We start from the raw sequence: 22,594 nt of genomic DNA, 5'->3' as shown, positions 1-22,594 counted from the left end.
CGGCTTCAGCCGCCGTTGTGATCGAGTTCGGCGCCGACCGGAACGCTCGCGTCTTCCGGGTCGTCCAGCCAACCCTCGGGCAGGACCACCTTTCCGGGTGAACCCTGGCGTCCGCGTGGCCCTTCCGCGTCGCTCGGGAACGGCACATCGGGGTCGAGCCGGCCCAGCAGGTCGTCGAGTTCGGCGAGCCCGGACACCAGCCCGAAACGGTGCCGCAGGTCCGAACCGATCGGGAAGCCCCGCAGGTACTGCGCCATGTGCTTGCGCAAATCCCGGAGGCCTTTCTGTTCACCCATGTGGTCGGCGAGCAGTTCGGCGTGGCGCCGCATCACCCGCGTGATCTCGCCGAGGTTCGGCCCTTCGGGAACGGGCTTTCCGGCGAAGGCGGCCTGCAGGTCGCGGAACAACCACGGCCGTCCCAGGCAGCCGCGGCCGACGACAACACCGTCACAGCCGGTCTCGGCGACCATGCGCAACGCGTCGTCGGCGCTGAAGATGTCACCGTTGCCCAGGACCGGGATGCTGCGCACCGTCTCCTTGAGCCGGGAGATGGCCGTCCAGTCGGCCTGGCCCGAGTAGCGCTGCGCCGCCGTGCGTCCGTGCAGTGCCACTGCGGCCGCGCCCCGGTCCTCGGCGATGCGGCCCGCGTCGAGGTGTGTGATGTGCTCGTCGTCGATACCGATGCGGAACTTGACCGTGACCGGTATCCCCGCCGGTTCGGCCGCCCGCACCGCCGCCTCGACGATGTCACCGAAAAGCCGCCGCTTGTAGGGCAGCGCGGAACCACCACCCTTGCGAGTGACCTTCGGCACAGGGCAACCGAAGTTCATGTCGATGTGGTCGGCGAGATCCTCGTCGACGATCATCCGCACGGCGTCGCGCATGGTGGCCGGGTCGACCCCGTAGAGCTGCATGGAACGTGGGCGCTCGTCGGTGTCGAAGGTGATCATCTGCAGCGTGTTCGGGTCCCGCTCCACCAGCGCCCGCGTGGTGATCATCTCGCAGACGTAGAGGCCGGCGCCGTACTCCCGGCACAGGCGGCGGAACGCCACGTTGGTGATCCCGGCCATCGGGGCCAGCACCACCGGGGGATCGATCTCGTACCGGCCGATCCGCAGGGCGTTCGCGGGAGCCGGGGCGGTCTCCGCAGAGGCAGGCATGGTCGCGGTCATCATCGCCCATTGTCCCCGATTCGGGTAGGTGGCTGTCGATGACCTGGCTTTTCGGGGAGCGCGGAGGGTGGCGGGCCGAATGGCTCAGCAGGATGGCCGATCGTGTGGGTTCTCCTGCTGAGCATCCTCGGCGTGGGACTGCGGATCGGGGCGGCTGTCGAGAGCCGTGGCAGCGGGAGGGCGTCAGAACCGGACGTTGATGCAGGCCAGACGTGGACCGGCCTCGCCCGCGACGCCGGGGGCGGTCTTGGTGAGGTTCTCGTGGATCACGATCGAGTTCGCTTCCCGCTCCCGGAGTTGCCAGTCGCCGAAGGCGGCGCTGACGGCCTCGCCGTCGGAGTCGGTGCGGAAGTCCAGCCACACCTCGTTGTCCGGGTTGGCGTAGTCGGGATCACCCGAGACGCCTTCCGGTGCTTCGACCTGCTGGAAGTGCGGTCCCGCGTCCGAGCCGGTCGGGCCGCACGGCCGGGTGTGCACGTGAGCGCCGTAGCTGCTGTTCGGCTGCAGGCCGCGCAGCGCCATGATGACACTGGTGTGGCCACCGGGTATCGGGGTCGACACGACGCGCGCCTTCGCGCCGGCGGGCACTTGATCGGTGTCGTAGGTGACGGCGACGGCATCCTCGCTGTACGCGCCGAACGTGCCCGCCGAGATCCGGGGCACGTGGTCGCCCGCCTGTGCGGAAACGCCGGGAGCGGCGGAGACGGCGGGAGCGGTCACGGTCATCGCGGCGAAGGTGGCGGCGATCGCGGCAGTCGAGATTCGAGGCATGGCGCAAGATCTACCCAAACCGGGCGAGCTCTGCATCCGCTGTCACCGGATGAGGTGGGATCTTGTCGCGTCGCGGCGTGGCGTCCTGCCGGGAGGTCGCAGTGCGTCGCGGCAACGCGTGTGGCGATCCGGTATGTGGACGCGATTCGGAATCGGCATTCGACGGCGATAGGTTGGCCGCGTGGCCGAGACTGGACGGGACCGGACGTGGTTGGTGGCGCTGGCGACCGCGATGTGGGGCACCGACGCGCTGTGGCGGATGCCGTTGGCCACCTCGCTTCCGGCGGGCAGCGTGGTGTTCTGGGAGCACCTGATCATCGTGTTGTTGCTGTCGCCGTTCCTGGTGAAGGCATGGCGGGCATTCGCCGCCTGCGATGCGCGCGAGCGGGTGGCGGTGCTGGTCATCGGGGGTGGTTCCTCCGCGTTGGCGACCGCGCTGTTCACCGCCGCTTTCCAGGCGGGTGATCCGGTCACGCCGCTGGTGCTGCAGAAACTGCAACCGATCTTCGCGGCGCTCGCCTCGTTCGTGCTGCTGGGCGAGCGGGTCCGTGGTCGCTACTTCGCCTTTGCGGTGCCCGCGCTGATCGGTGCATGGATGCTGGCTTTCCCCGATCCGCTGGACATCCGGGTGTCGCAGGTGAAGCCGGCTCTGCTGGCGGTGGGCGCCGCCGTGCTGTGGGCGGCCGGAACCGTGCTCGGGCGGATGCTCAGCCGTCGCATGTCCACAATGGAAGTCACAACGCTGCGCTTCTCCGTCGGTCTGCCCACGGCTGCGGTGATCCTGCTGGCCAAGGGCGACCCGGTTGCCGTGGGGTGGGGAAACCTGCCCGGATTGCTGCTGCTCGCGCTGATTCCCGGCCTGATCGCGCTGAGCTTGTACTACCTCGGGTTGCAGACCACTGCGGCGGCACGCGCGACGCTCGCCGAGCTGTCCTTTCCGGCCACGGCGGCGATCGTCGGTGTCGGGGTGCTCGGTGAGGATCTGACCGCCACCCAGTGGACCGGCTTCCTGCTCGTCGTCGCCATGGTCGCCGGGATGAGCTGGCACGAACGTGTCACCCGCAGCACGATGGTCACCGCCCCGTCCGTTTCACCCAGCCCGGAGGAACACACGATCACGCGGCCCTTGTAACCTGTACCCGAGGGCCGTTAGCTCAACCGGCAGAGCAGTGGACTTTTAATCCACGGGTTCGGGGTTCGATCCCCCGGCGGCCCACCATCCCCCAGGTCAGCGCCATGATTGGTGATCAGGCGAAGATCGCCACCCCAGTTTATCCCCATGATTCGGCGCTGACTCTGTATCAAAGGCAGCTTCCAAGGGGGCACCATGCCGGAGACACCCAAGCATTCGGTCAGCGTGGCTGGTGTCGTCCTCGACGAGGCCGAGCGCGTGTTGCTCATCCAGCGTCGCGACAACGGCCGCTGGGAGCCGCCGGGTGGTGTCCTCGAACTCGGCGAAGGCTTCACCGAGGGGGTCTGCCGCGAGGTGCACGAGGAGACCGGCCTGATCATCGACGTCGAGCAGCTCACCGGTGTGTACAAGAACATGATCCGCGGAGTGGTGGTTCTGGTGTTCCGCTGCCGAGCCGTCGACGGAACCATCCGTCCCACCGACGAGGCCGCACGGGTGGAGTGGTTCGGGCTGTCCGAGGCGCTTCCTCTGATGGACGAGGCCTACGCCGTGCGCGTCACTGACGCCTACCAGGACACCCCGGCAACGCGCGAACACGACGGAGTCCGCCTTACCGCATACACCTGAGCCAGAGTGCGTGTGTGCAGAGTTCCTTTTCTTCGTTCGAGGGCGGCACCTCCGGGGCCGCCTGCCTGCTGTATGCAAGTCCGGCCAAGCCGGCGCCGGGCGTGCGGTTGGCGCCGGCCACGGCGCCGACGGCTGGACGCGAAGTGGAGGGCGGTCGGCATCACCGAACGCCAAGGGGAAGGCAGGCGACCCCTGGGGGCGCCCACTCAAAGTAAGAACTAGCCGACAGGGGCAACGGGCAGAGCAGCAAGAAGCCGGTTGAGCTTGTCAGACCTCGACTTAGCTTTGATGAAGTAGCTCGGGTAACGCTCCTTCACCACATTGAGACTTTCGGCGCCAACAAGGAGGACATCCACTTCGGGATCTGAGCCGCCCAAGTCTCGACGGAACTTCTTCTCTGTCTCACTGTACGCATCAGCTGCAAGACCAGGGTCGTCGTACTCGTAGACTTGAGTCGTTCCCTTGTGTCGGTACTGGACCAGCAAGAACCAGGTGTCGTTCCGTGTCATGCACGCACCTCCCGCTGAGCCCACGTCCGTAGGGCTGTTGTTGCTTCTTGCAAGGCAGCCCCATCTATCGACGAGTGTGCCATACCAGTGTCGAGCAGACTGTAATAGTTAGCAAGCTCACGAAAGTATGTCAACACCTCGACAGGTGCCATTTCGTGTTTAAGATCAATCCCGAGGGCTTCATCCCACTCTTCGACCAGCTCAGCCCACTGCTGCTGCCGCTCGGTGCGTAGCTGGACCTCGATCTTGAACTCATCGCGACGACACCAGTGATGTAACGCACGGTAGCCACCAGGGTGCGGGTCCTCATTGTAGTCTCTCGTGTTGACGATGTTGAGGAGCCGCGCGTTAGCCAGTTGCTGACTTGCGTCTCGTACTGTGGCGAGGTCCGGCAGAACGGCTCGACAGCCAGCAATGTCCTCGACCTCGCCGAGCCTCGGCTTATCTCGAACTAGCTTCGCCACAATACTGTCGAACCGTTTCAGCCTCTGAGTAACCAAGCCAGCCTGGGAATCCAGGCCTTGGATGCGCATCACGATCTGTCCAAGGCCAATACGGGTCTTCACCAGTGCCGCAGAATGAGCGGAACGCCACCGTTTTATGAGTGCCGCGTCGTCGGCAGCTTGCTGACCGTCGAGATCAAGAGCGCCAGTGACACGCTTCCGGAAACGATCCCCAGCTTTCTTTAGCTGATTCTTGGAGGGCAGCTCTTCCGGCGCCATAGCTTGCAAGGCTACCGCTTCCTGGAACGCTCGCCGCCCCCAGACCCCAGGCAGCTCACCGGGATGAGGACACAGGCCCCGCTCTGGTGGGGAGAGGACCAAGGCCACGAGTGCACTTCATGTGTACGAAACGATGGCAGACGTCCGTAGACAACCATCCTCAGTAGGCACTATCGAAAGTGCTTCCTGCCGACGCGCGGCAACCAGAGGAGCCGTCCGACAGACGACAGCAACTGTGGATCATTGATTCACAGGTTCGGGGTTCGATCCCCCGGTGGCCCATCAAATCACCAGTACACGGGATCGGCGATCGATCAGGGCGAGATCACCGTCCTGTTTTATCCTCATGATTCGACGCTGACTCTGTATCGAAAGCGGTGTCCAGGGCCTCAGCCGTATCCCGATCGATTGCCTTCCGACCCGTGTACACGTCCTGGGGCAGCGAAGGTCGCAAGTGCCCGAGCTGATCGGCAACCATCCGCGCGGAGAGCCCCGCCTCATCCAGGATCGTGGCCGCCGCCCTGCGGAACACGTGCGAGGTCGTCCACGGGAAGCCCTCGATGCCACGAGCATGTCGGAGATCGCGTCGGGGTTCGAGGGATCACGCAGTCCACCGAGGTTGCCCGGAAGCCGAATCAGGTAAAGCTTGCTTGACATTGCGACAAGCAAATCGCGCAACTCCCGCAGGCCGAGCCCTACATGGTCGTCGGGCTGGGCGCGTTCTCCTGGGCGCTGGCCCACGGAGCACGTTCCGAGAAGTATCTGTAATGCACAACCGTCTGCGCGTGTGGCGCGCCGAGCGGCGCTGGAGTCAAGAAGCGCTGGCCGGCATGCTCGGCGTGTCCCGGCAAACCATCAACTCGATCGAGACAGGCAAGTACGACTCCAGCCTGAAACTGGCGTTCCGGCTGGCCCGGGCATTCGACTGCCGGATCGAGGACATCTTCGACGACAGCCAATGACATCGCCGCCCGTGCCCGGCACGAGCCCTACTTCGCGGGATGCCCGGGCGTGGTCGAAGTCAGGCGGCGCCGTTGATCTGCCGGGCGAAGTCGAGTGCCGCTGTCGCCGTCCTGTCGATCTCGTCCGGCCTGCAGCGCTCGTGAATATCGGCTGCCGCCTGTAGCCACAGCACCAGCACGGGAGTGACAGCGGGGGACATGGTGACGATCCAGCGGGCATCAGCGGCCAGGTCGACCTCTCCCAGTCGCTGTTGAGCACCCGCACTCTCGCGGTTCGTGGTCCGGATCTCCCCGCCCTGCCGGTACCACTGCTTCCCCGTGGCAGTGTCGGACAGGTCCCGCAGCATGTCGGCTGCCTGGCGAAGTTCGTCGGCGGGACTTGCCATCGCTCCTCCTGGTCGGTCCGTCTTCCGGCGCCTTCTCCACAGGCATCGAACCCGGTACTACTTCTTCCGTTCTCCGCCTCGGAGCCGCACGTCGTGCAGCGTGCCATGTCCACCCGGTTGTCGCGCTTCGGCGCGGAGTCGTTTTCGGGGACGGTCCGCCGCGTGCTGTCGACCTCGTGCAGGTCGCCGGTTGCGTGGAACCACCCTCGAGGTTCTTCCGCGCCGCGTTGCGGCAGGCAATTCGGGCTGTGGCAGCGGGACGATTCCGCGAGACTCATCGGTGTCAAGCGAGACGGCCACGATGATTCGGGCGGTCGGGATCCTTTGTTCGTCGACCCGCCCGCTGCGTGACAGACGGGTCGCGCAGCCATGTCCGAGCTTGTCGGGCCACGCCGAAAGGTTGCGACTATGGACTGGAAGCTCGAGCTCGTACCCGTTCCGGTGACCGACGTCGACCGTGCCAAGGCCTTCTACGTCGAGCAGGTCGGTTTTCGTGCCGACCACGACCACCGCGTCTCCGAAGCGCTGCGCTTCGTACAGCTCACCCCGCCCGGCTCTGCTTGCTCGATCGTGATGGGCACCGGCATCACGGAGATGCGGCCGGGTTCGCAGCAGGGCCTGCAGGTGGTCGTCGAGGATGTCGCGGCCGCCCGGCGGGAGCTGCTCGCCCGGGGTGTGCAGGCCGGTGAGATCGACGTTCAGCCGTGGGGATCCTTCGTCGCCTTCAGTGACCCGGACGGCAACACGTGGTCGCTGCAGCAGCTCCCCCTGAGCGCCTGACCTCTCCGGACCACACCTCGCCGCTCGAACGGCCCGAGCACCCTTGCCGACTTCAGCCGCTCCGGTGAGGAATGTGCACGTGAGGAGGTGAGGGGCCCGGATGTTCGGGAAAAGTGTCGGTCCCGCCTCATAGGCTCGTCGCATGGCGTTGTCCGTACACGAGCGCGAGCAGTTCCTGGCCGAGCCGCACGTCGCGGCGCTGTCCGTCTCGGCCGAGCACAGTCGCGGACCGGTGACCGTGCCGATCTGGTACCAGTACGTGCCGGGTGGCGAGGTGTGGATACTGACTTCGGCCGAGTCCCGGAAGGCCCGGCTCATCGAGGCAGCCGGGCGCTTCAGCCTGATGGTCGACCGGATCGAACCGACCGTTCGATACGTCTCCGTGGAAGGGCCGGTCGCGCGAACCGTCCCGGGGACCGACGAACTGCTGCGGGAGATGAGCGAACGCTACCTGCCGCAGGAGAAGGTCCCGGCCTACCTCGAGTTCGCCAGGGCCGAGCTCGGCGAACAGGTCGCCATCCACCTGCGGCCCGCGAGATGGCTCTCGGCGGACCTCGGCGCGAGCTGACCCGCGGTACACACTTCTCAGCGGTTTTCGACGGTCCTTTTGATGCCCTTGACGGTCTGTCGCAGCCCGTCCTGCAGCTGAGCGCGACGGTCTTCCAGGAACGTTTCGGCCTTTTCCGGTGGCATCCGTTCCATGAGGCTGCGGAGACCATTGCGCAGCCCGCGCATGACGTAGCGCTGGGTCAGCAGCGATCCGTGGTCGGCGGCTTCGATGTCGAAGGACCATACCGAAGTGTCGGCATCGTCCACCGGGCTCAGGACGACCCACGCGAAACGGCGACCCGGAACAGGCGTCTCAGCGGATCTCGGCCTCGGCTCGGGCGAGCTGTGCGGGCTCAGAGCTCGCGGGTGACGCGAGCGGGATTGCCGACGGCGACGACATTGGCGGGCAGGTCACCGGTGACGACCGCTCCGGCGCCGACGACGGTGTTCTCCCCGATGGCCACTCCGGGGCAGACGATGGCCCCGCCGCCGAGCCAGGCGTTGTCGCCGATCGTGATCGGCCGGCTCGCCTCCCGCTTGGCCCGCCGTTGCTCGGGATCGATCGGGTGGGTGGGGGTGAGCAGCTGGACATGGGGGCCGATCTGCACGTCGGCACCGATGGTGATCGTGGCGACGTCGAGCAGGACGGCACCGAAATTGACGAACGTGCCCGGCCCGATGCTGATCCGGTAGCCGTAGTCCACGTGCAGCGGTGGCCGCACTTCCGCGCCCTCACCCAGCCCATCCAACAGCTCGGTCAAGGCCGCGCGCCGGGCCCGGGGATCGCCGGCGGGGGAGGTGTTGAACGCCTCGCTCAGCTCGGCCGCGCGCAGACGGTCGGCGGCCAGCTCGGGGTCGTCGGCGATGTAGAACTCGCCGGCGAGCATCCGCTCCTTCTGACTGGCCATGACGTCCTTTTCGAGTGATGCGACTGGTCGAAACGCCTGCCCGGCATCTGCGGAGTGACCTACGCTGAGTCTTCCAGTGCGGACCATGCCGACCCGCGGAGGGCTGATGGAGTTCGGTGTCTTGCTGGCATTCGTCGGAGTCGTGACGGTCATCAGTCTTGCGCCTGGTCCTGACACGTTTTACGTCATGGCCAACGGTATGGCTTCCGGAGCGCGTGCAGGTGTCGTTGCCGCAATCGGTATGTCGACCGGTCTGTCCCTCCACACTCTTGCCGCCGTGTTCGGCTTGAGCGCTCTTCTCCAAGCAGCTCCCACTGCCATGGACGTCGTCCGAGTCTTCGGGATCGTCTTCTTGCTGTATCTGGCGTTCCAGGCTTTCCGGTCGCCGGGCTCTGCGATGGACGGCGTCCGGGCCGATGTTCCTGGGCGATCTCTGCGTCGTGTCTACACGATGGCGGTCCTGACCAACCTCGCCAACCCGAAGATCATCCTGTTTTACCTGGCATTCGTGCCGCAGTTCACCAGCCCGGAGTTTTCCTGGCCGGTACCGATGCAGCTGCTCACCCTCGGGGGCGTATTCATCCTGGTGGGCGTCGTTGTCGACGGTCTGACCGGGTTGGCCTCCGGAAAACTGTCGGAATTCCTCAGCCGTCGCCGTAGTGTCCGAAAGTGGTTGGATCGTGTCTCCGCCGGTGTCTTCGGCGCTCTTGCCGTGCATCTCGCCACAAAGGTCGCGAGACCCTGATCACTCGAAGATCACGTAATGCCCCGGAGGAGTTCGCCGCCCGGGCCTCAGGCAGGTCGGGCGGGAAGAGGGCAACGCCGCACTGCTGCGGTTCGGTCGTGATCGAGAGGTTCTTGGCTGGGGCTGAGGCGGCAAAGCCGTCCTGCTGATCAGGCCGGCTCAGGAGGCTTCCACCTTGAACGGGTCGTGCTCGGCGAGCAGCTTGTCCAGGCGTGCCTGGTCGACCCTGTTGACCAGCGTGGTGCCTTCCTGCCGGTCCCGGATGCACTTGGCGAGGGTGAACGTGGAGGTCACCGCGTAGAGGACACCGAGACCGAGAAACCCCCGGACCCAGCCGTCGACGGGCAGGTACACGATTCCCACGACGACGGCCAGAACCGCGATGCCGAAGGAGATCGCGGCCTGGGCGAAGAACGCGGTGGTCGTCGGTGAGGCAGACGATGTCGGCGTAGTCATGCGACATACGATCCGGCACGCGCCCCCGGAAGTCTTGAGTACGGTTACTCAACCGGTCCCGCGAGACGGTACGTGCCCGTCTCCGGCATCGCCGAGGCCGGTCGAGGTTACCGGACGCGTTGTCCGGAGGAACGGCCCGCGGGCGGCGCGACACGTTGCCCGGAAGGGCGTGCCGAGGAGCCACCGGCCCCTCGACCTCGATACGGTTCGGCGGCACGCCCCGAGGATCGCCGGGTGGTTTCCCAGGGCTTGGGACGGTTGACCCACACATCGAAGAGCAGGAACACGAGCGCCATACTTCCGATGCCGATGCCCAGCCACAGGATGCCGCTGAAGACCAGCAGCACCGCGGTGAGGAACATGGTCCCCACCGGCAGCCAGCAGAAGGGGTCGATCCGTCCGAAAACCCCGGGAGCGGGCTCTCCCCTGTCCACATCGCGTGCCATCGACCTGCTCGCTTCCACTCGGTACCGGGCTTCCCCTGGTCCATCGACGGGAGGCACCGCTTCGTTAGTACCCCAGGGCAGTCGCACCACGCCCACCCGAGGCGACGCATGCCTGCCACGGATGCGGGTCCCGTCCCGTCCATTTTCGGGCAGGGCCGAATCTTCCGGCGAGGACCGTCGGAAACGCGATTCCGGCGGTGAGCATCGCCTGTCTGCTTCGTGCGAGGTGGCTACCGGCCGCTGCGGTCACTGCACCGCGGTCGGGTCCATGTACATCACTTCCCACAGGTGCCCGTCGAGGTCGTGGAAGCTGCGCCCGTACATGAAGCCCTCGTCCATCGGGTCGTTGGCGGGTTGCCCGCCCGCCGCGAGGGCCCTGTCGGCCAGCTCGTCGACCTGATCCCTGCTGTCGAGGCCCAGGCACATGATCGCCTCCGTGCCCTTCGTGGCGTCGACGACGTCCCTGCTGGTGAACGACTGGAAGAACGACTCCACCAGCAGCATGACGTAGATGTCGTCGCTGATGACCACGCTCGCCGCTTTCTCGTCCGTGAATTGCTCGTTGATCGAGTAGCCGAGATCGGTGAAAAAAGCGATCGACTTGTCGAGGTCTTTGACGGGGAGGTTGACGAAGATCTTCGTGGACATCGGTGCCCTCGCTTCTCTTGAGCTGATCGGGCCCGCCATCGGGCCCGCGTGTTGTCCTGTGTCACGGGGACATCTGCGCCGCTCGAGACGTTCTCCTCGAGTCGGCCTCGATGTCCGCGCTCACAGGAGTGGACGGCGCGGCGGCCCGAAACTCATCGGTGCCGGGAGAAAAGCTCATCGGTGACAGGGTCTCGGACTGCGGTGGTGGGAGTTCCTCCCGTGGTGGAAGAGGACGGATTGCCACGGGCGCGGTGGATGTCTGCGTCGGGTTCCGGCCTCTCGTAGTGTGGTTCGCATGAGCGATGGTCCGGCGCAGCGCGCGGAGCATGTGGAGCCGCACGGCAACGTGCCGGGGACTTCGCTGAACCGGTTGCGGGCCGGGGTGCTCGGCGCCAACGACGGGGTGGTGTCCACGTCCGGTCTCGTGGTGGGGGTGGCCGGGGCGACCGCATCGGTGTCGACGATCCTCACCGCCGGGGTGGCCGGGCTGCTTTCCGGTGCGATCTCGATGGCCGCGGGCGAGTACGTCTCGGTGTCCAGCCAGCGTGATGCCGAGCAGGCGATGCTCGCGCAGGAACGTCGTGAGCTGGAAGAAGAGCCCGAAGCCGAGCTGGAGGAACTGGCCGAGCACTACCGGGGCAAGGGGATTCCGGAACCGCTGGCCCGGGAGGTCGCCGAACACCTCACCCGGCACGATGCCCTGGGCACGCACGCCGAAACCGAACTGGGCATCACTCCCGGAGAGTTGACCAATCCGTGGCATGCCGCGCTGGCCAGCTTTCTCGCCTTCACCATCGGGGCAGCGCTGCCGCTGCTGGCGATCGTGCTGACACCCGGGTGGGTGCGGGTCCCGGTGACGGTCGGCGCGGTCGTGCTGACCCTGGTCGTGACCGGCTCGGTGAGTGCGCGCCTCGGGAGGGCCTCCGTTCCCCGCGCGATCGTGCGCAACGTCGGTGGCGGCCTGCTCGCCATGGGGGTCACCTACGGTGTCGGCACGCTGGTCGGGCACACCCTCGTCTGAACTCGTGTGGAGACCGGCTCCCCGACGGTGCGCACGCGCGGATGCCGGGCCTTGCCCGGCATCCGCCGGTGGAGGTGGTGCGCGCGGTCGGGGAAGAGGCCGGCGTCAGAACGTGAGCACCAGGCGTCCCCGCGTGCCACCCGCTTCGAGGAGGCGATGCGCTTCGGCCGCCTGTTCGGCGGGCAGGCTGCGCGCGACTCGCAGCGTGAGCTGGCCGCTTTCCGCCTGAGCGCGCAGCCGGTCGAGCTTGGCCTGCTCCTGCGCGTAGTCGGCGATCAGGACGGGATGGTAGGTGATGCCGCGCTCGGGCTCTCCGGCGAATCCCCGCACCGTGGCGATGCCGCCGCCGTCGCGGATCGCCCCGATCACCCGGTGATCGAGTACGGCACCGTCGGCGAGCCCGTCGACACCCTCGGGAACTTCCTTGCGGATGCGGTCGGCGACGTCGGCTCCGCGCTCGACGACGATGTCGGCACCCAGTTCGCGGACGAGGTTCTCATCGGCAGGTGAGGCGTCGGCGACCACCCGCAGACCCTCGGCCTTGGCCAGTTGCACCACGTAGCCGCCGAAACTGCCCGCGGCCCCGGTGACGGCGATGGTATGCCCGGCCCGCAGTTTCAGCGCGTCGAGGGCCAGCCGGGCGGTCAGCCCGTTCATCGGCAGGGTGGCCGCGGCCACGTCGTCGGCTCCGGACGGTATTCGTGCGACGGACCCGGCCGGGACGACGATCTGCTCGGCGTAGGCACCGTGCGAGCCCTGGGGCACGACGATCGCCATGACGTGCTCGCCCACCGTGAGGTCGGTGTCCACACCTTCCCCGATCTCCTCGAGGACGCCCGCGGCGTCCATGCCGGGCACGTACGGCGGCGGAACGCTGCTCAACGCTTTGGCCCGGTCGCCGTTGCGCAGCACGGTGTCGGTCGGGTTGACCGTGGCGGCATGCACCCGGATTCGCATCTCACCGGATCCGGCGTGTCGTTCCGGTAGGTCGAGTTCGTGCAGCGCGTCCGGTCCACCGAATTCGGTCACTCCCACAGCCTTCATACGAGGATTGACGCCGGCGGTGATCGGGATATTCCCCGAAGGGCACCGGATGCCCACCGGCCGGGCCGCGGAGCACGTCGGTGAAAATCGGTTTCGAGGAGGTGAACGGTGGTGATCGACGTGACCGACGCCCGGTGGCTGCGTGAACCGATCCGGGACGACGTGATGGACCTGTGGTGGCTCGGCGAGGTGTTGCACGAGAGCAGGACCCCTTACCAGCATCTGCTCGTCGCGCGCACGCGGCTCGGGACCACCCTGTTCTGCGATCACAATCCGCAAAGTGCCGAGTGTGGTCAGCTCGCCTTCCACGAGGCCGAGTTGGTGCCCGCGATGCTGCTGGCCGAGCGGGTCCGCAGCGTGCTGGTCATCGGGTGCAGCGAGGGCACCGTGTGCCAACTCGCCGAAGAGGCGGGCGCCGAACGGATCGATCACGTCGACATCGACCCGGACTGCGTGCGGGTCTGCGCTCGGCACCTGCCGTACGGCTACACCCCCGAGGAAGCCGAGGCGGCCGAACGCGGCGCGGGACCCGTCCGGCTGCACTACGGCGACGGGGACCGGTTCGTGCAGCAGGCCCTGCGGTCCGGGACCCGCTACGACCTCGTCGTGCTGGACCTGCCGGAGGAGCAGGACGATCCCGGGGCCCAGCACAATGTGCTCTACGGCAGCGAGTTCCTCACCTCCTGCCGGGAGTTGCTCGCCCCCGGCGGAGTGGTGAGCACCCACGTCAGCCGCCCGTACCTGAGTGTGCCCATGCCGGACTCGACGGAAAGCCTCGCGCGACCCTGGCGCCGGTTCGGCGAGATCTTCGGCACCCGGGTGTACTTCCGTTCCGACGAGCAACCGTGGGCGGCGATCATGCTCGGGCGAGCCGAGGCCGTGGACGATCCGGTGCAGCACATGCGCGAGACTCTGGCGGAGTTGCCGTACCGTCCCCGCACCCTCGATGCTCCCGCGCTGCTCAGCGCTACCCGCCTGCCTGCGGTGCTGCGCGACACCGAGGGGCAGGGACCGCCGTATCGCGCCGCGTCGTGAGAGGCAGAGCCCGGCTCGGTGAAGGGTTCCGAACAAGACCACCGTGGCACTTCACTCGTCCGGGTGAGCCGCGTGGCGCTGTGCTGCTGCAGGACTACCGTGTTTTCTGATGGCGGCACGGGAGTCGGGCACGGTCGACGAGATACCGTGGCAGGCGGTCTGCGACCAGGCTGCGGGCCCGGTGGCGCTGCTCGACCTGGACGGGCGCATCCTGTACGCCAATCCCGCACTGTGCAGCATGCTCGGCTACGACTGTGAGGACATCCTGCACCGTCGCCCGCCGGAGTTCACGCACCCGGACGACCCGCCTCTGGACCGCGCTGCCATCACCAAGCTCATCGAAGGCCCGTCGGACACCTCGGAAGCGGAAAAGCGCATGGTGCGCTCCGACGGCACCGTGGTCTGGATCCTGATCAGCGGTTCGATCATCCGGGACACCGACGGCAACCCGCGCGGCTTCCTGTCGCAGATTCACGACATCACCGACCGCCGCAACTCCGAGCTGCTCTGGCGCCGGACGCTGACCAGCGCCCCGATCGGCATGGCTCTGATCGACCTGACCGGACGTTGGACGGAGGTCAACGAGAGACTGTGCGAGCTGATCGGCTACGACCGCGACGACATGCTGGCGATGCATTTCACCGACCTGACCTACGCCGGCGACGACAAGCGCGGGGAAGCAGTGCTCACCGACCTGCTGTCCGGCCGCGAGAACGCGACCACTCTGGAGATGCGGTACCGGCACAAGGAGGGGCACCCGATCTGGATGCTGGTCCGCATCAGCGTCGTGCCGGGTGCGGATGATCATCCCGCCTACCTGATCAGCCAGTACGAGGCGATCGGCGACGGGCGGATGGGCGATGCGCACCTGGCGCACATGGCACTGCACGATCCGCTGACCGGCCTGGCCAATCGTGCCCTGCTCGACGACCGGTTCAAACAGGAACTCGCCGAGCTCCCCGGTACGGGAGGCGTGTTGGCGGTACTGGTGGCCGATATGGACGGGTTGAAGCGGGTCAACGACAACTACGGGCACAGCGTGGGCGACCAGTTCCTGACCATCGCGGCCGACGAGCTGCTGAACACGGTGCGTTCGGGCAGCACCGTGGCACGGTTCGGCGGTGACGAGTTCGTCGTGCTCAGCCGGGCGGAAAGCAACCAGCAGGCCGAGGAGCTGCGCGACAGGGTGGTCGAGCACCTCCAGACCGAGCTCGTCGTCTCCGGCCATCACGTCAGCGTGCGTGCCAGCGTCGGGCTCGCCGTCACCCGGAACCCGGCCACCTCGGCGCAGGCCCTGCTGCACAGTGCCGATCGGGACATGTATCGCCGCAAGAGAGGTGCCCGGACCTGACGCGCGGCAAGCCGTGCCACCCCGGCACGGTCGGCGGCTCTTCCATGGGCGGTAGTGGGTTGCCTGCTTCCGCCCTGTGCGTGGGAAGGTCGGCTCTTACGGTATGGGAGGGCTGCGCGCCGGTGGTGCGATGCCGGCTGCCGGCGGAGGCGAGCAGGAGGAGAGGGTCCGTATGCAGGAGAGAACGGCCGTCGTCGACGGCATCCCGATGCGCTGGCTGGAGCAGGGCGAAGGCAGCGCGGTGGTGTTCGTCCACGGCATCCCCACGTCCGCGGAGCTGTGGCGCCACGTCATCCCCCGGGTCGGCAATGGGCGTCGCCTCGCCTGGGAGATGCCCGGATACGGCGCGAGCATCCCGGCGGGACGCGACCGTGACATCTCCGTCGCCCGCCAAGCCGACTACCTGAACGCCTGGCTCGACCATCTCGGCATCGAGCGTGCCGTACTGGTGGGGCACGATCTCGGCGGGGGCGTGGTGCAGAACCTGGCGGTGCATCACCGCGATCGGGCCGCGGGCATGGTGTTGACCAATGCCATCGGCTACGACTCCTGGCCGGTTCCCCCCGTCAAGGCCATGCAACGGGCCGCGCCCGTGCTGCGGTGGTTCCCCGATGCGGTGGTGTACCCGCAGTTCGCGGCACTGCTGCGGCTCGGCCACGACAACGCGCAGCTCGCGCGGGAGTCGGTCGGGGAACACTGGCGGCACTACGTGACGCACGGTGCGGCACAGGCCCTGGCTCGCCAGGCCGGTGCACTGGATGTGCACGACACTCTCGCCGTGGCGGACCGGCTGCCGGAGCTGGATCTGCCCGCTCGGGTGGTCTGGGGTACTGCGGACGGGTTCCAGAAGGTCGAGTACGGCCGGCGGTTCGCCCGCGATCTGGGCGCCACCCTGCAGCGCATCGAAGGCGGGCGGCACTTCACCCCCGAGGACCATCCCGAACCCATCGCCGCCGCGGTCGACGAGCTCCTCGCTCGCTCCGCCTGAGCCGCCGCGCCCGCGCGGGAGCGCGCCCCCCGCGCGCAGCTGCCATCGGCCTCGTGCCGCAGTCCGTCGAGCCCGTCGAGCCCGTCGAGCCCGCCGGGCACGCGAGGTGTGCGGGCCTGCCTACCGGCCGTCGACCCAGGTTCGGGGCACGATCACGTGCAGGGCGTTGCGTGCCACCGACAGGTCCTGCGGGGTGTGGGCGACGAGCTCACCGTCGATGTTGACCGGCATCTTCGGTGTGGTCTCCACCCGAACCCGCCGGGTGCGGAAGAAGTCCGCCTGATCGGTGTTCAGCAGGTTGCCGTTGCGGAAACCGCGCGCCACGGTGACGAGTTCGCGGTAACCGCCGTGCCGGATCACCGAGATGTCCAGGGTGCTGTCGTCGATACCGGAATCCTGCGCGGCGATCTGCCCGCCCCCGTAGTAGCGCCCGTTGGCCACCGAGATCTGCATCAGGCTCGGGTACTCCTGCGGCTCGTGATCGCCATCGGGAAAGGTCAACCGGGCGAAGAAGGGCTTGTGATCGAACCACGCTCTGATGGTGGCCACCGGATAGGCCAGCGCGCCGATGCGCTTTTTCAGCGCCGGCGACATCGCCTTCGCCACACTCGCGCCGAGCCCGATCGAAGCCCGATTGGCGTAGTAGTTGTTTCCGGACAGGCCGAGGTCGATGTCGACGATCTTGCCATGGGCGATGGTCCGGCAGGCCTGCTCCAGATCGGTGGGCACGTGCAGGGTCCGTGCGAAGTCGTTGGCCGTGCCCAGCGGCAGCAGGCCCAGCGGTACTTCCCGATGGGCCAGCATGTCCACGATCGAGCTGATGGTGCCGTCTCCACCGCCGACGACGACGAGGTCGTTGCCCTCGTCCACCGCCTCCTGAACGGTTTCCGGCAGGCGCGTGGGATCCTGCAGCGGATGAGCCGACGTGATCGGCAGTCCGAATCCGCGCAGAAGCTCCAGGGCCCGGTTGTAGGCTCTGCTTCCGGTGCGTGAGCGAGTGTTGACCACCAGGGCAACCCGGGTGATGGAACCGTCGCGAGCGATCGGTACCTCCTTCAACGCAGCAACTCGGACAGCGCCGAGTCTAGCCACGATACGAGCACGGTCCCCGTTCCCGACGAATCCGGTGACGACCTCAGTGGGGCGCGGACCTCTCGTACGGGTACATGAGGCTGTCCTTGCGCGTGAGCATGGCGCGGTCGGCGTGTTCGAGTGCGCAGGCCACATCGTGTATGTCGGTCAACTCGCCCCAACCGATGGTGATCGACACCGGAGTACCGGTGACCAGTGCTTCCCATTCCTCCTCGGCCACTGCGGCGATGAGCCGGTCGCCGAGGTCGTGGGCGGTGGCCGGGTCGGTGTGCGGAAGCGCGACGATGAATTCGTCGCCGCCGTAGCGGGCCACGAAGTCCCCGCCGCGGACGGTGCGGGCCAGTACCGCCGCCGTACGCTGCAGCACCAGGTCGCCGCCCAGATGCCCGTGAACCGTGTTGACGGTCTTGAAGTCGTTGAGATCGATGATGCCCACAGCCGTGCGGATGTTCTGCTCGGCGAGTCCGGCCACCCACCGGTCGAAGTGTCTGCGGTTGGGCAGGCCGGTCAGCGGGTCGGTGAGCGCCTCCGAGGCGTACTGCTCGACCGTGCGACGCAGGCTTTCGTGGTCCAGCTGTACCCGCGTCCCGTCGATCAACTGCTCGCGCAGCAGATCGGCGACTTCGGTCGCCCGGCGCATCGCCTGGCGATCTTCCGACCATGCCGCGCGGTGATCGCCATCGGCCGCATGGGCCAGCGCGCGCACTCGGTGAAGCTCCGCGGCACCCAGCGTGTAGGGGTTGATGTGCCTGTCGGCGAGCCGGTTCAGCGCCTGCCGGGGATGTCCCTCGGCGATCGCGGAGCAGGCCCCGGCCAACAACCGCAGATCCTCCAGCTCCCAACCGTCCGAGTCGGCGGCAGGCAGCGCCGGTATCGGTGTCACGTCCTCGCCGAGCGCGGCCAGGCGGGTGGTCGCATACCTGTAGTAGTGCTGCTCGGCGTAGCGCAGTCCGGACGGCGTGGTGCGCTGTGACCAGGTCTCCAGCACCTCGTGCAGGAGGCGAGCACAGCTCTCGGTGTCGCCCCGGTGATCCAGGGAGACCGCTCGGCGCACCGCGATCTCGGGCAGGGCGTGCTCTCCGCTGGACAAGCCGATGGCCTGCCCGATCAGATAGCCACGCTCGGCAACGTCCATCGCCTGCGCGTGGAATCCGGCGTAGGAGAACGACACCGCGAGGTTGTGCCAGGCTTCGACAGCTTCCACTCCCGGGCTGTGGACCTTGTCGAGTGCGCGGCGGCCCTGGACCAGGTGCCGCACGCAGCGTTCCGGAGAGCTCTGCGCGGCGACAAAAGACGCCAGGGCGTGCACCCCACCGACCAGGGCGTACTCGCGTGTCCCCTCCAGGACTTCGAAAGCCCGGTCCAGCAGCGCCGGGCACTCGCCGAGGCGGCCGAGATTGATCGACGCGCCGAGTCGGAGCATCAGGGCGGTTCCCACCACGTGCGGATCGCGGGCCCGGTTCGCCACGGCGGAGGCAAGGGTGATGGCTCCCTCGTCGTTACCGTCACGTGCCCGTCGTCGGATCTCGTCGAGGGCGGCCTCGCAGCCACTCACCGGCATCTCCGCGTCGTCCATCACCCCTCCGGGACGATCCGCTGCAACGAGCAACGATACTGCCACCGTCCGAGCGAGTGTGTTCGAGCACGCATCGCATCGGACACCTCTCCCAGAGTCGCCGACAGCGGCGGACGTGACAAGAAGGAACTTCGTATTCACGGTATTCGCAGGCGACCGTGGGCGCCCGGAGACGAGAATCCCCGGGTGCGGGTTCGGCCGCACGACCGAACCCGCACCCGGGGAAATGGGTGTCTCCCGGTGGACCCCGGTTACGCCGTGGTCGGCGCGTCGGTGGGGGTCTTCTCGATGTTGGCGATCGCTTCCTGCGACGGCAGGCGCACCGCCATGGCGTAGTAGTAGATCACTCCGCTCCAGATGGCGATGGCGACGGCGCCGAGTCCGACGCCGAGCGGACCGTCTCCGCCGTTGAGGAATATCCCCGGCGCGGCTTGCCCGTTCGGAGTGAGTTCGCTGAGGTAACTGAAGACCAGCATGCCCGCGAGCCAGATCGGGAACCAGGAACCCGATTTGAAGTTGATCGGCGGAGTCGGATGCTTGGCGACCATGTGGTAGATGACGAAGACCACGTAGCCGGCCAGCAGCGCGATGAGCATCTTCTCGTTGATCGACCAGGTCGACCAGAACACCAGCAGGTTCGCGCAGAAGAACGCCAGCAGCGGGATGATGTCCCCACCGGGCAGCTTGAACGGCCGGTCCTGGTCGGGGATCTGGCGACGCAGCGCGCCGACGACCAGGCATCCGGGACCGAACGACAAGGCGGTTGCCGCGGTGAGGAAGCCGACGAACTGCGCCCAGCCCGGGAAGGGCAGGAAGAAGAAGCAGCCCACCACGAACATCAACAGCACCGACACCCACGGCACGCCGCGGTTGTTGAGCTTGGTCAGTGCCTGCGGGGCGTTGTCGTTGCGGGCGTTGGCGTACGACAGCCGCGCGGTGACGCCGGCGTAGATCAGTCCGGTGTCGGCCGGGGAGATGATCGCGTCGAGGCGCAGCAGCCAGGCCATCCAGCCGACCCCCAGCAGCAGCGACAGGCCGGCCAGCGGTCCGGCGGCATCCTCGAAGGACAGGTTCGCCCAACCGTTGCCGAGCACCGCCTCCGGTAGCCCGGTGATGAAGGCGATCTGCAGCAGCACGTAGATGATCGCCGTGATCACCACCGAGCCGACCAGTGCGAACGGCACGTTGCGCTGCGGGTTGTCGGTCTCGCCCGCGAACTCCACACCGTTGCGGAAACCCAGGTAGGAAAAGGCCACACCCGCGGCGGGGATCGCGGTGAAGATGGTGCCGTAACCGTTCGGGGCGAAGCCGCCGAAGTCGGTGAGGTTGCCCGGGTTGAACGACACGGCGAACAGCACGACGATCAGCAGCGCGATCACCGCGAGTTTCCACCACACCAGCGCGTTGTTGAGCTTGGCGAACAGGTGCACACCGAGCACGTTGACCGCGCTGTACAGCGCCATCAGAACGACCGAGACGACCAGGCCGGGGCCGGTCACCACCCAGACGCCCTCGTCCTCGAGGTGGTTCATCAGCCAGGGGACGTAGGGGTCGGTGTACTGCAGGGTGGCCAGCACCTCGATCGGGGTGACGGCCGCGGCGGCCAGCCAGCTGATCCAGCCGGAGCTGAAGCTGGCGAAGGAGCCGAACGAGTAGTGCGGGAAGCGGATGATGCCGCCGACCACGGGAAACATCACGGCCAGCTCGGCGTAGGCGAACCCGATGAGCATGATCATGATCGCGCCGATGATCCAGGAGAAGATCGCGGCGGGACCGGCGATCTGCGCACCGTTGAGTGCGCCGAACAACCAGCCGGAGCCGATGATCGCCCCCACCCCTGTGAACAACAGGCTGATCTTGTTGACGTCCCGGCGCACCCCGTGGTCCAGCTGCACGTCGGCCCGTGTCGGTGGCGCAGTTGGTGTTGCCATCCGCTTGCCTCTCCCGTGTGTGATGTGCGTTACTTCGGTGCACAGGACTCTCGTGGACCGGGTCGGCATGGTCAATACAGAACGAGGGTTCGCTTCATCTTTTCGTGTAACATTTGCGCACATACGACACTGTCCGTGACAAGCAGCACACGATACGTAGAGATGTGTTGCCGTCGCCGGACAGTCCTTTCCGTGGTGGCGCACAAAAATCTCCCCGGGGCGGTCCCGGCCGAGAGGCGACCGGACCGTCCCGGGGAGAATTGTCACCGCCGGAGTGGCCTCCGGTTACGCCGTGGTCGGCGCGTCGGTGGGGGTCTTCTCGATGTAGGAGACCGCGCGCTGGGCGGGCAGCCGTACCGACATCGCGTAGTAGTAGATCAGCACGCTCCACACGGCGATGACGATGGCGCCGAGACCGATGCCGATCGGGCCGTCACCGCCGTTGAGGATGAGACCCGAGGATGCGGCGCTCGACGGATCCATCTCACCGAGGTAACTGATGATCAGCATGCCCGCGAGCCAGATCGGGAACCAGGAACCCGATTTGAAGTCGATCGGCGGCGTGCTGTGCTTGGTCGTCATGTGGTAGACGACGAAGACCACGTAGCCGACCAGCAGCCCGATGAGCATCTTCTCGTTGATCGACCAGGTCGACCAGAACACCAGCAGGTTCGAGAAGTAGAACGCCAGGATCGGCAGCAGGTCTCCACCGGGCAGCTTGAACGGCCGCTCCTGGTCGGGGATCTGGCGCCGCAGCGCGCCGACCACCAGGGCCCCCGGTGCGAAGGACACCGCGAAGGCGGAGGTGATGAAGCCGATGAACTGCGCCCAGCCCGGGAAGGGAAGGAAGAAGAAGCAGCCCACCACGAACATCAGGATGATGGAGATGTACGGAATGCCCCGGTTGTTGAGCTTGGTCAGCGCCTGCGGGGCGTTGTCGTTGCGGGCGTTGGCATACGACAGCCGCGTGGTCACACCGGCGTAGATCAGTCCGGTGTCGGCCGGGGAGATGATCGCGTCGATGCGCAGCAACCAGGCCATCCAGGCCAGTCCGAGCAGCAGCGACAGGCCGGCCAGCGGCCCGGCGCTTTCCTGGAAGGCCAGGTTCGCCCAGCCGTCGCCGAGCACCGCCTCCGGCAGCCCGGTGATGAAGGCGATCTGCAGCAGCACGTAGATGATCGCCGTGAGCAGCACCGATCCGATCAGTGCGAACGGCACGTTGCGCTGCGGGTTGTCGGTCTCACCGGCGAACTCCACACCGTTGCGGAAACCCAGGTAGGAGAAGGCGATGCCCGCGGCCGGGATCGCGGCGAAGACCGCGCCGACACCGCTGGGAGCGAAGCCGCCGAAGTTGGTGAGGTTGCCCGGGTTGAACGACACGGCGAAGAACACCACGATGACCAGCGCGATCACCGCGAGCTTCCACCACACCAGCGCGTTGTTGAGCTTGGCGAACAGGTGCACACCGAGGACGTTGATGGCGCTGTACAACGCCATCAATGCGATGGCCACGACCAGGCCGGGGCCGCTCACGAGATATTGGCCCTCCTCCTGATACATCAACCACTCGATGTAGGGGTCGGTGTACTGCAGGGTGGCCAGCACCTCGATCGGGGTGACGGCCGCAGCGGCCAGCCAGCTGATCCAGCCGGAGCTGAAGCTGGCGAAGGAGCCGAACGAGTAGTGCGGGAAGCGGATGATGCCGCCGACCACGGGAAACATCACGGCCAGCTCGGCGTAGAC

The 22,594-nt window shown here is 67.0% G+C and carries 25 protein-coding genes and 1 tRNA gene; 11 read left to right on the top strand and 15 right to left on the bottom strand.

The features are described 5' to 3' along the window. Positions 1-5: 5 nt before the first annotated feature. Entirely contained in the window at positions 6-1,172 is a 1,167-nt protein-coding gene (gene dusB, locus DFQ14_RS01820; protein ID WP_246195741.1) for a tRNA dihydrouridine synthase DusB, read from the bottom strand. Between the two features lie 183 nt (positions 1,173-1,355). Further along, positions 1,356-1,943 (bottom strand): superoxide dismutase family protein, encoded by a 588-nt coding sequence (locus DFQ14_RS01815; RefSeq protein WP_246195740.1) that lies wholly within the window; start codon positions 1,941-1,943, stop codon positions 1,356-1,358. 181 nt (positions 1,944-2,124) lie between these two features. Between DFQ14_RS01815 and DFQ14_RS01810 the strand changes: the two genes are divergently transcribed. The 3 genes from DFQ14_RS01810 to DFQ14_RS01800 all read left to right on the top strand — a co-directional run bounded on the left by DFQ14_RS01810 (position 2,125) and on the right by DFQ14_RS01800 (position 3,702). Beyond that, positions 2,125-3,075 (top strand): DMT family transporter, encoded by a 951-nt coding sequence (locus tag DFQ14_RS01810; RefSeq protein ID WP_257233540.1) that lies wholly within the window; start codon positions 2,125-2,127, stop codon positions 3,073-3,075. Between the two features lie 11 nt (positions 3,076-3,086). Continuing rightward, a tRNA-Lys gene (locus DFQ14_RS01805) sits at positions 3,087-3,162 on the top strand. 108 nt (positions 3,163-3,270) lie between these two features. Next, complete coding sequence (locus DFQ14_RS01800; protein WP_114451236.1) at positions 3,271-3,702, top strand: NUDIX hydrolase; 432 nt, start codon at positions 3,271-3,273, stop codon at positions 3,700-3,702. Between the two features lie 218 nt (positions 3,703-3,920). Here the strand turns inward: DFQ14_RS01800 and DFQ14_RS01795 are convergent, their stop codons facing one another. Continuing rightward, positions 3,921-4,211: a hypothetical protein gene (locus tag DFQ14_RS01795; RefSeq protein ID WP_114451235.1), complete on the bottom strand. Its 291-nt coding sequence runs from the start codon at positions 4,209-4,211 to the stop codon at positions 3,921-3,923. After that, a complete protein-coding gene (locus DFQ14_RS01790; RefSeq protein WP_114451234.1) occupies positions 4,208-4,933 on the bottom strand; it encodes a RelA/SpoT domain-containing protein in 726 nt (241 codons plus the stop codon). The genes DFQ14_RS01795 and DFQ14_RS01790 overlap by 4 nt, the downstream gene beginning before the upstream one ends. A gap of 767 nt (positions 4,934-5,700) precedes the next feature. Between DFQ14_RS01790 and DFQ14_RS01780 the strand changes: the two genes are divergently transcribed. After that, positions 5,701-5,895 carry a helix-turn-helix transcriptional regulator gene (locus tag DFQ14_RS01780; protein ID WP_114451233.1) on the top strand — a complete coding sequence of 65 codons (195 nt, stop codon included), beginning with the start codon at positions 5,701-5,703 and terminating at the stop codon, positions 5,893-5,895. A 59-nt stretch (positions 5,896-5,954) separates the two neighbouring features. Here DFQ14_RS01780 and DFQ14_RS01775 read toward each other — a convergent pair whose 3' ends face one another. Then, entirely contained in the window at positions 5,955-6,281 is a 327-nt protein-coding gene (locus DFQ14_RS01775; protein ID WP_114451232.1) for a hypothetical protein, read from the bottom strand. Between the two features lie 408 nt (positions 6,282-6,689). Between DFQ14_RS01775 and DFQ14_RS01770 the strand changes: the two genes are divergently transcribed. Both DFQ14_RS01770 and DFQ14_RS01765 read left to right on the top strand, forming a co-directional pair. After that, positions 6,690-7,061, top strand: coding sequence for a glyoxalase superfamily protein (locus tag DFQ14_RS01770; protein WP_114451231.1), 372 nt, complete (start codon positions 6,690-6,692; stop codon positions 7,059-7,061). Between the two features lie 142 nt (positions 7,062-7,203). Next, positions 7,204-7,629 carry a pyridoxamine 5'-phosphate oxidase family protein gene (locus DFQ14_RS01765; protein WP_114451230.1) on the top strand — a complete coding sequence of 142 codons (426 nt, stop codon included), beginning with the start codon at positions 7,204-7,206 and terminating at the stop codon, positions 7,627-7,629. 17 nt (positions 7,630-7,646) lie between these two features. Here the strand turns inward: DFQ14_RS01765 and DFQ14_RS01760 are convergent, their stop codons facing one another. Both DFQ14_RS01760 and DFQ14_RS01755 read right to left on the bottom strand, forming a co-directional pair. Continuing rightward, positions 7,647-7,877 (bottom strand): hypothetical protein, encoded by a 231-nt coding sequence (locus DFQ14_RS01760; protein WP_114451229.1) that lies wholly within the window; start codon positions 7,875-7,877, stop codon positions 7,647-7,649. 86 nt (positions 7,878-7,963) lie between these two features. Next, positions 7,964-8,518: a sugar O-acetyltransferase gene (locus tag DFQ14_RS01755; protein ID WP_114451228.1), complete on the bottom strand. Its 555-nt coding sequence runs from the start codon at positions 8,516-8,518 to the stop codon at positions 7,964-7,966. A gap of 106 nt (positions 8,519-8,624) precedes the next feature. Between DFQ14_RS01755 and DFQ14_RS01750 the strand changes: the two genes are divergently transcribed. After that, positions 8,625-9,263, top strand: a complete 639-nt coding sequence (locus DFQ14_RS01750; RefSeq protein WP_114451532.1) for a LysE family translocator — start codon at positions 8,625-8,627, stop codon at positions 9,261-9,263. A 159-nt stretch (positions 9,264-9,422) separates the two neighbouring features. Here the strand turns inward: DFQ14_RS01750 and DFQ14_RS01745 are convergent, their stop codons facing one another. From DFQ14_RS01745 to DFQ14_RS01735, 3 genes are all read right to left on the bottom strand, one after another. Next, positions 9,423-9,719 (bottom strand): YiaA/YiaB family inner membrane protein, encoded by a 297-nt coding sequence (locus DFQ14_RS01745; protein WP_114451227.1) that lies wholly within the window; start codon positions 9,717-9,719, stop codon positions 9,423-9,425. Between the two features lie 107 nt (positions 9,720-9,826). Further along, on the bottom strand, positions 9,827-10,165 hold the full coding sequence (locus DFQ14_RS01740; protein ID WP_114451226.1) for a hypothetical protein: 339 nt from the start codon (positions 10,163-10,165) through the stop codon (positions 9,827-9,829). A 246-nt stretch (positions 10,166-10,411) separates the two neighbouring features. Further along, complete coding sequence (locus DFQ14_RS01735; protein ID WP_114451225.1) at positions 10,412-10,813, bottom strand: VOC family protein; 402 nt, start codon at positions 10,811-10,813, stop codon at positions 10,412-10,414. A gap of 295 nt (positions 10,814-11,108) precedes the next feature. Between DFQ14_RS01735 and DFQ14_RS01730 the strand changes: the two genes are divergently transcribed. Further along, the gene (locus tag DFQ14_RS01730; protein ID WP_114451531.1) at positions 11,109-11,834 is read left to right on the top strand and encodes a VIT1/CCC1 transporter family protein; all 726 of its coding nucleotides are present in this window, start codon (positions 11,109-11,111) and stop codon (positions 11,832-11,834) included. 105 nt (positions 11,835-11,939) lie between these two features. On the opposite strand, the gene DFQ14_RS01725 is transcribed toward DFQ14_RS01730, so the two are convergent. Then, positions 11,940-12,878 (bottom strand): NADP-dependent oxidoreductase, encoded by a 939-nt coding sequence (locus DFQ14_RS01725; RefSeq protein ID WP_114451224.1) that lies wholly within the window; start codon positions 12,876-12,878, stop codon positions 11,940-11,942. Between the two features lie 108 nt (positions 12,879-12,986). Between DFQ14_RS01725 and DFQ14_RS01720 the strand changes: the two genes are divergently transcribed. The 3 genes from DFQ14_RS01720 to DFQ14_RS01710 all read left to right on the top strand — a co-directional run bounded on the left by DFQ14_RS01720 (position 12,987) and on the right by DFQ14_RS01710 (position 16,252). Next, positions 12,987-13,913 carry a spermidine synthase gene (locus DFQ14_RS01720; protein WP_246195739.1) on the top strand — a complete coding sequence of 309 codons (927 nt, stop codon included), beginning with the start codon at positions 12,987-12,989 and terminating at the stop codon, positions 13,911-13,913. A 109-nt stretch (positions 13,914-14,022) separates the two neighbouring features. Beyond that, the gene (locus DFQ14_RS01715) at positions 14,023-15,264 is read left to right on the top strand and encodes a sensor domain-containing diguanylate cyclase (protein WP_114451223.1); all 1,242 of its coding nucleotides are present in this window, start codon (positions 14,023-14,025) and stop codon (positions 15,262-15,264) included. A gap of 172 nt (positions 15,265-15,436) precedes the next feature. Then, entirely contained in the window at positions 15,437-16,252 is an 816-nt protein-coding gene (locus DFQ14_RS01710; protein ID WP_114451529.1) for an alpha/beta fold hydrolase, read from the top strand. A gap of 120 nt (positions 16,253-16,372) precedes the next feature. On the opposite strand, the gene DFQ14_RS01705 is transcribed toward DFQ14_RS01710, so the two are convergent. The 4 genes from DFQ14_RS01705 to DFQ14_RS01690 form a co-directional block, all read right to left on the bottom strand. Next, positions 16,373-17,311 (bottom strand): lipid kinase, encoded by a 939-nt coding sequence (locus DFQ14_RS01705; protein ID WP_246195738.1) that lies wholly within the window; start codon positions 17,309-17,311, stop codon positions 16,373-16,375. A gap of 76 nt (positions 17,312-17,387) precedes the next feature. Then, positions 17,388-18,920 carry a GGDEF domain-containing protein gene (locus tag DFQ14_RS01700; protein ID WP_114451222.1) on the bottom strand — a complete coding sequence of 511 codons (1,533 nt, stop codon included), beginning with the start codon at positions 18,918-18,920 and terminating at the stop codon, positions 17,388-17,390. A gap of 251 nt (positions 18,921-19,171) precedes the next feature. Beyond that, positions 19,172-20,851 carry an APC family permease gene (locus tag DFQ14_RS01695; RefSeq protein WP_114451221.1) on the bottom strand — a complete coding sequence of 560 codons (1,680 nt, stop codon included), beginning with the start codon at positions 20,849-20,851 and terminating at the stop codon, positions 19,172-19,174. A 285-nt stretch (positions 20,852-21,136) separates the two neighbouring features. Next, on the bottom strand, positions 21,137-22,594 hold a 1,458-nt coding region (locus tag DFQ14_RS01690), incomplete at its 5' end, for an APC family permease (RefSeq protein ID WP_257233538.1).

The organism is Halopolyspora algeriensis (assembly GCF_003337235.1).
Classification (GTDB): domain Bacteria; phylum Actinomycetota; class Actinomycetes; order Mycobacteriales; family Pseudonocardiaceae; genus Haloactinomyces; species Haloactinomyces algeriensis.
The sequence above is the reverse complement of the archived record's forward strand: the minus strand, read 5'-3'. Positions and strand labels throughout refer to the sequence as shown.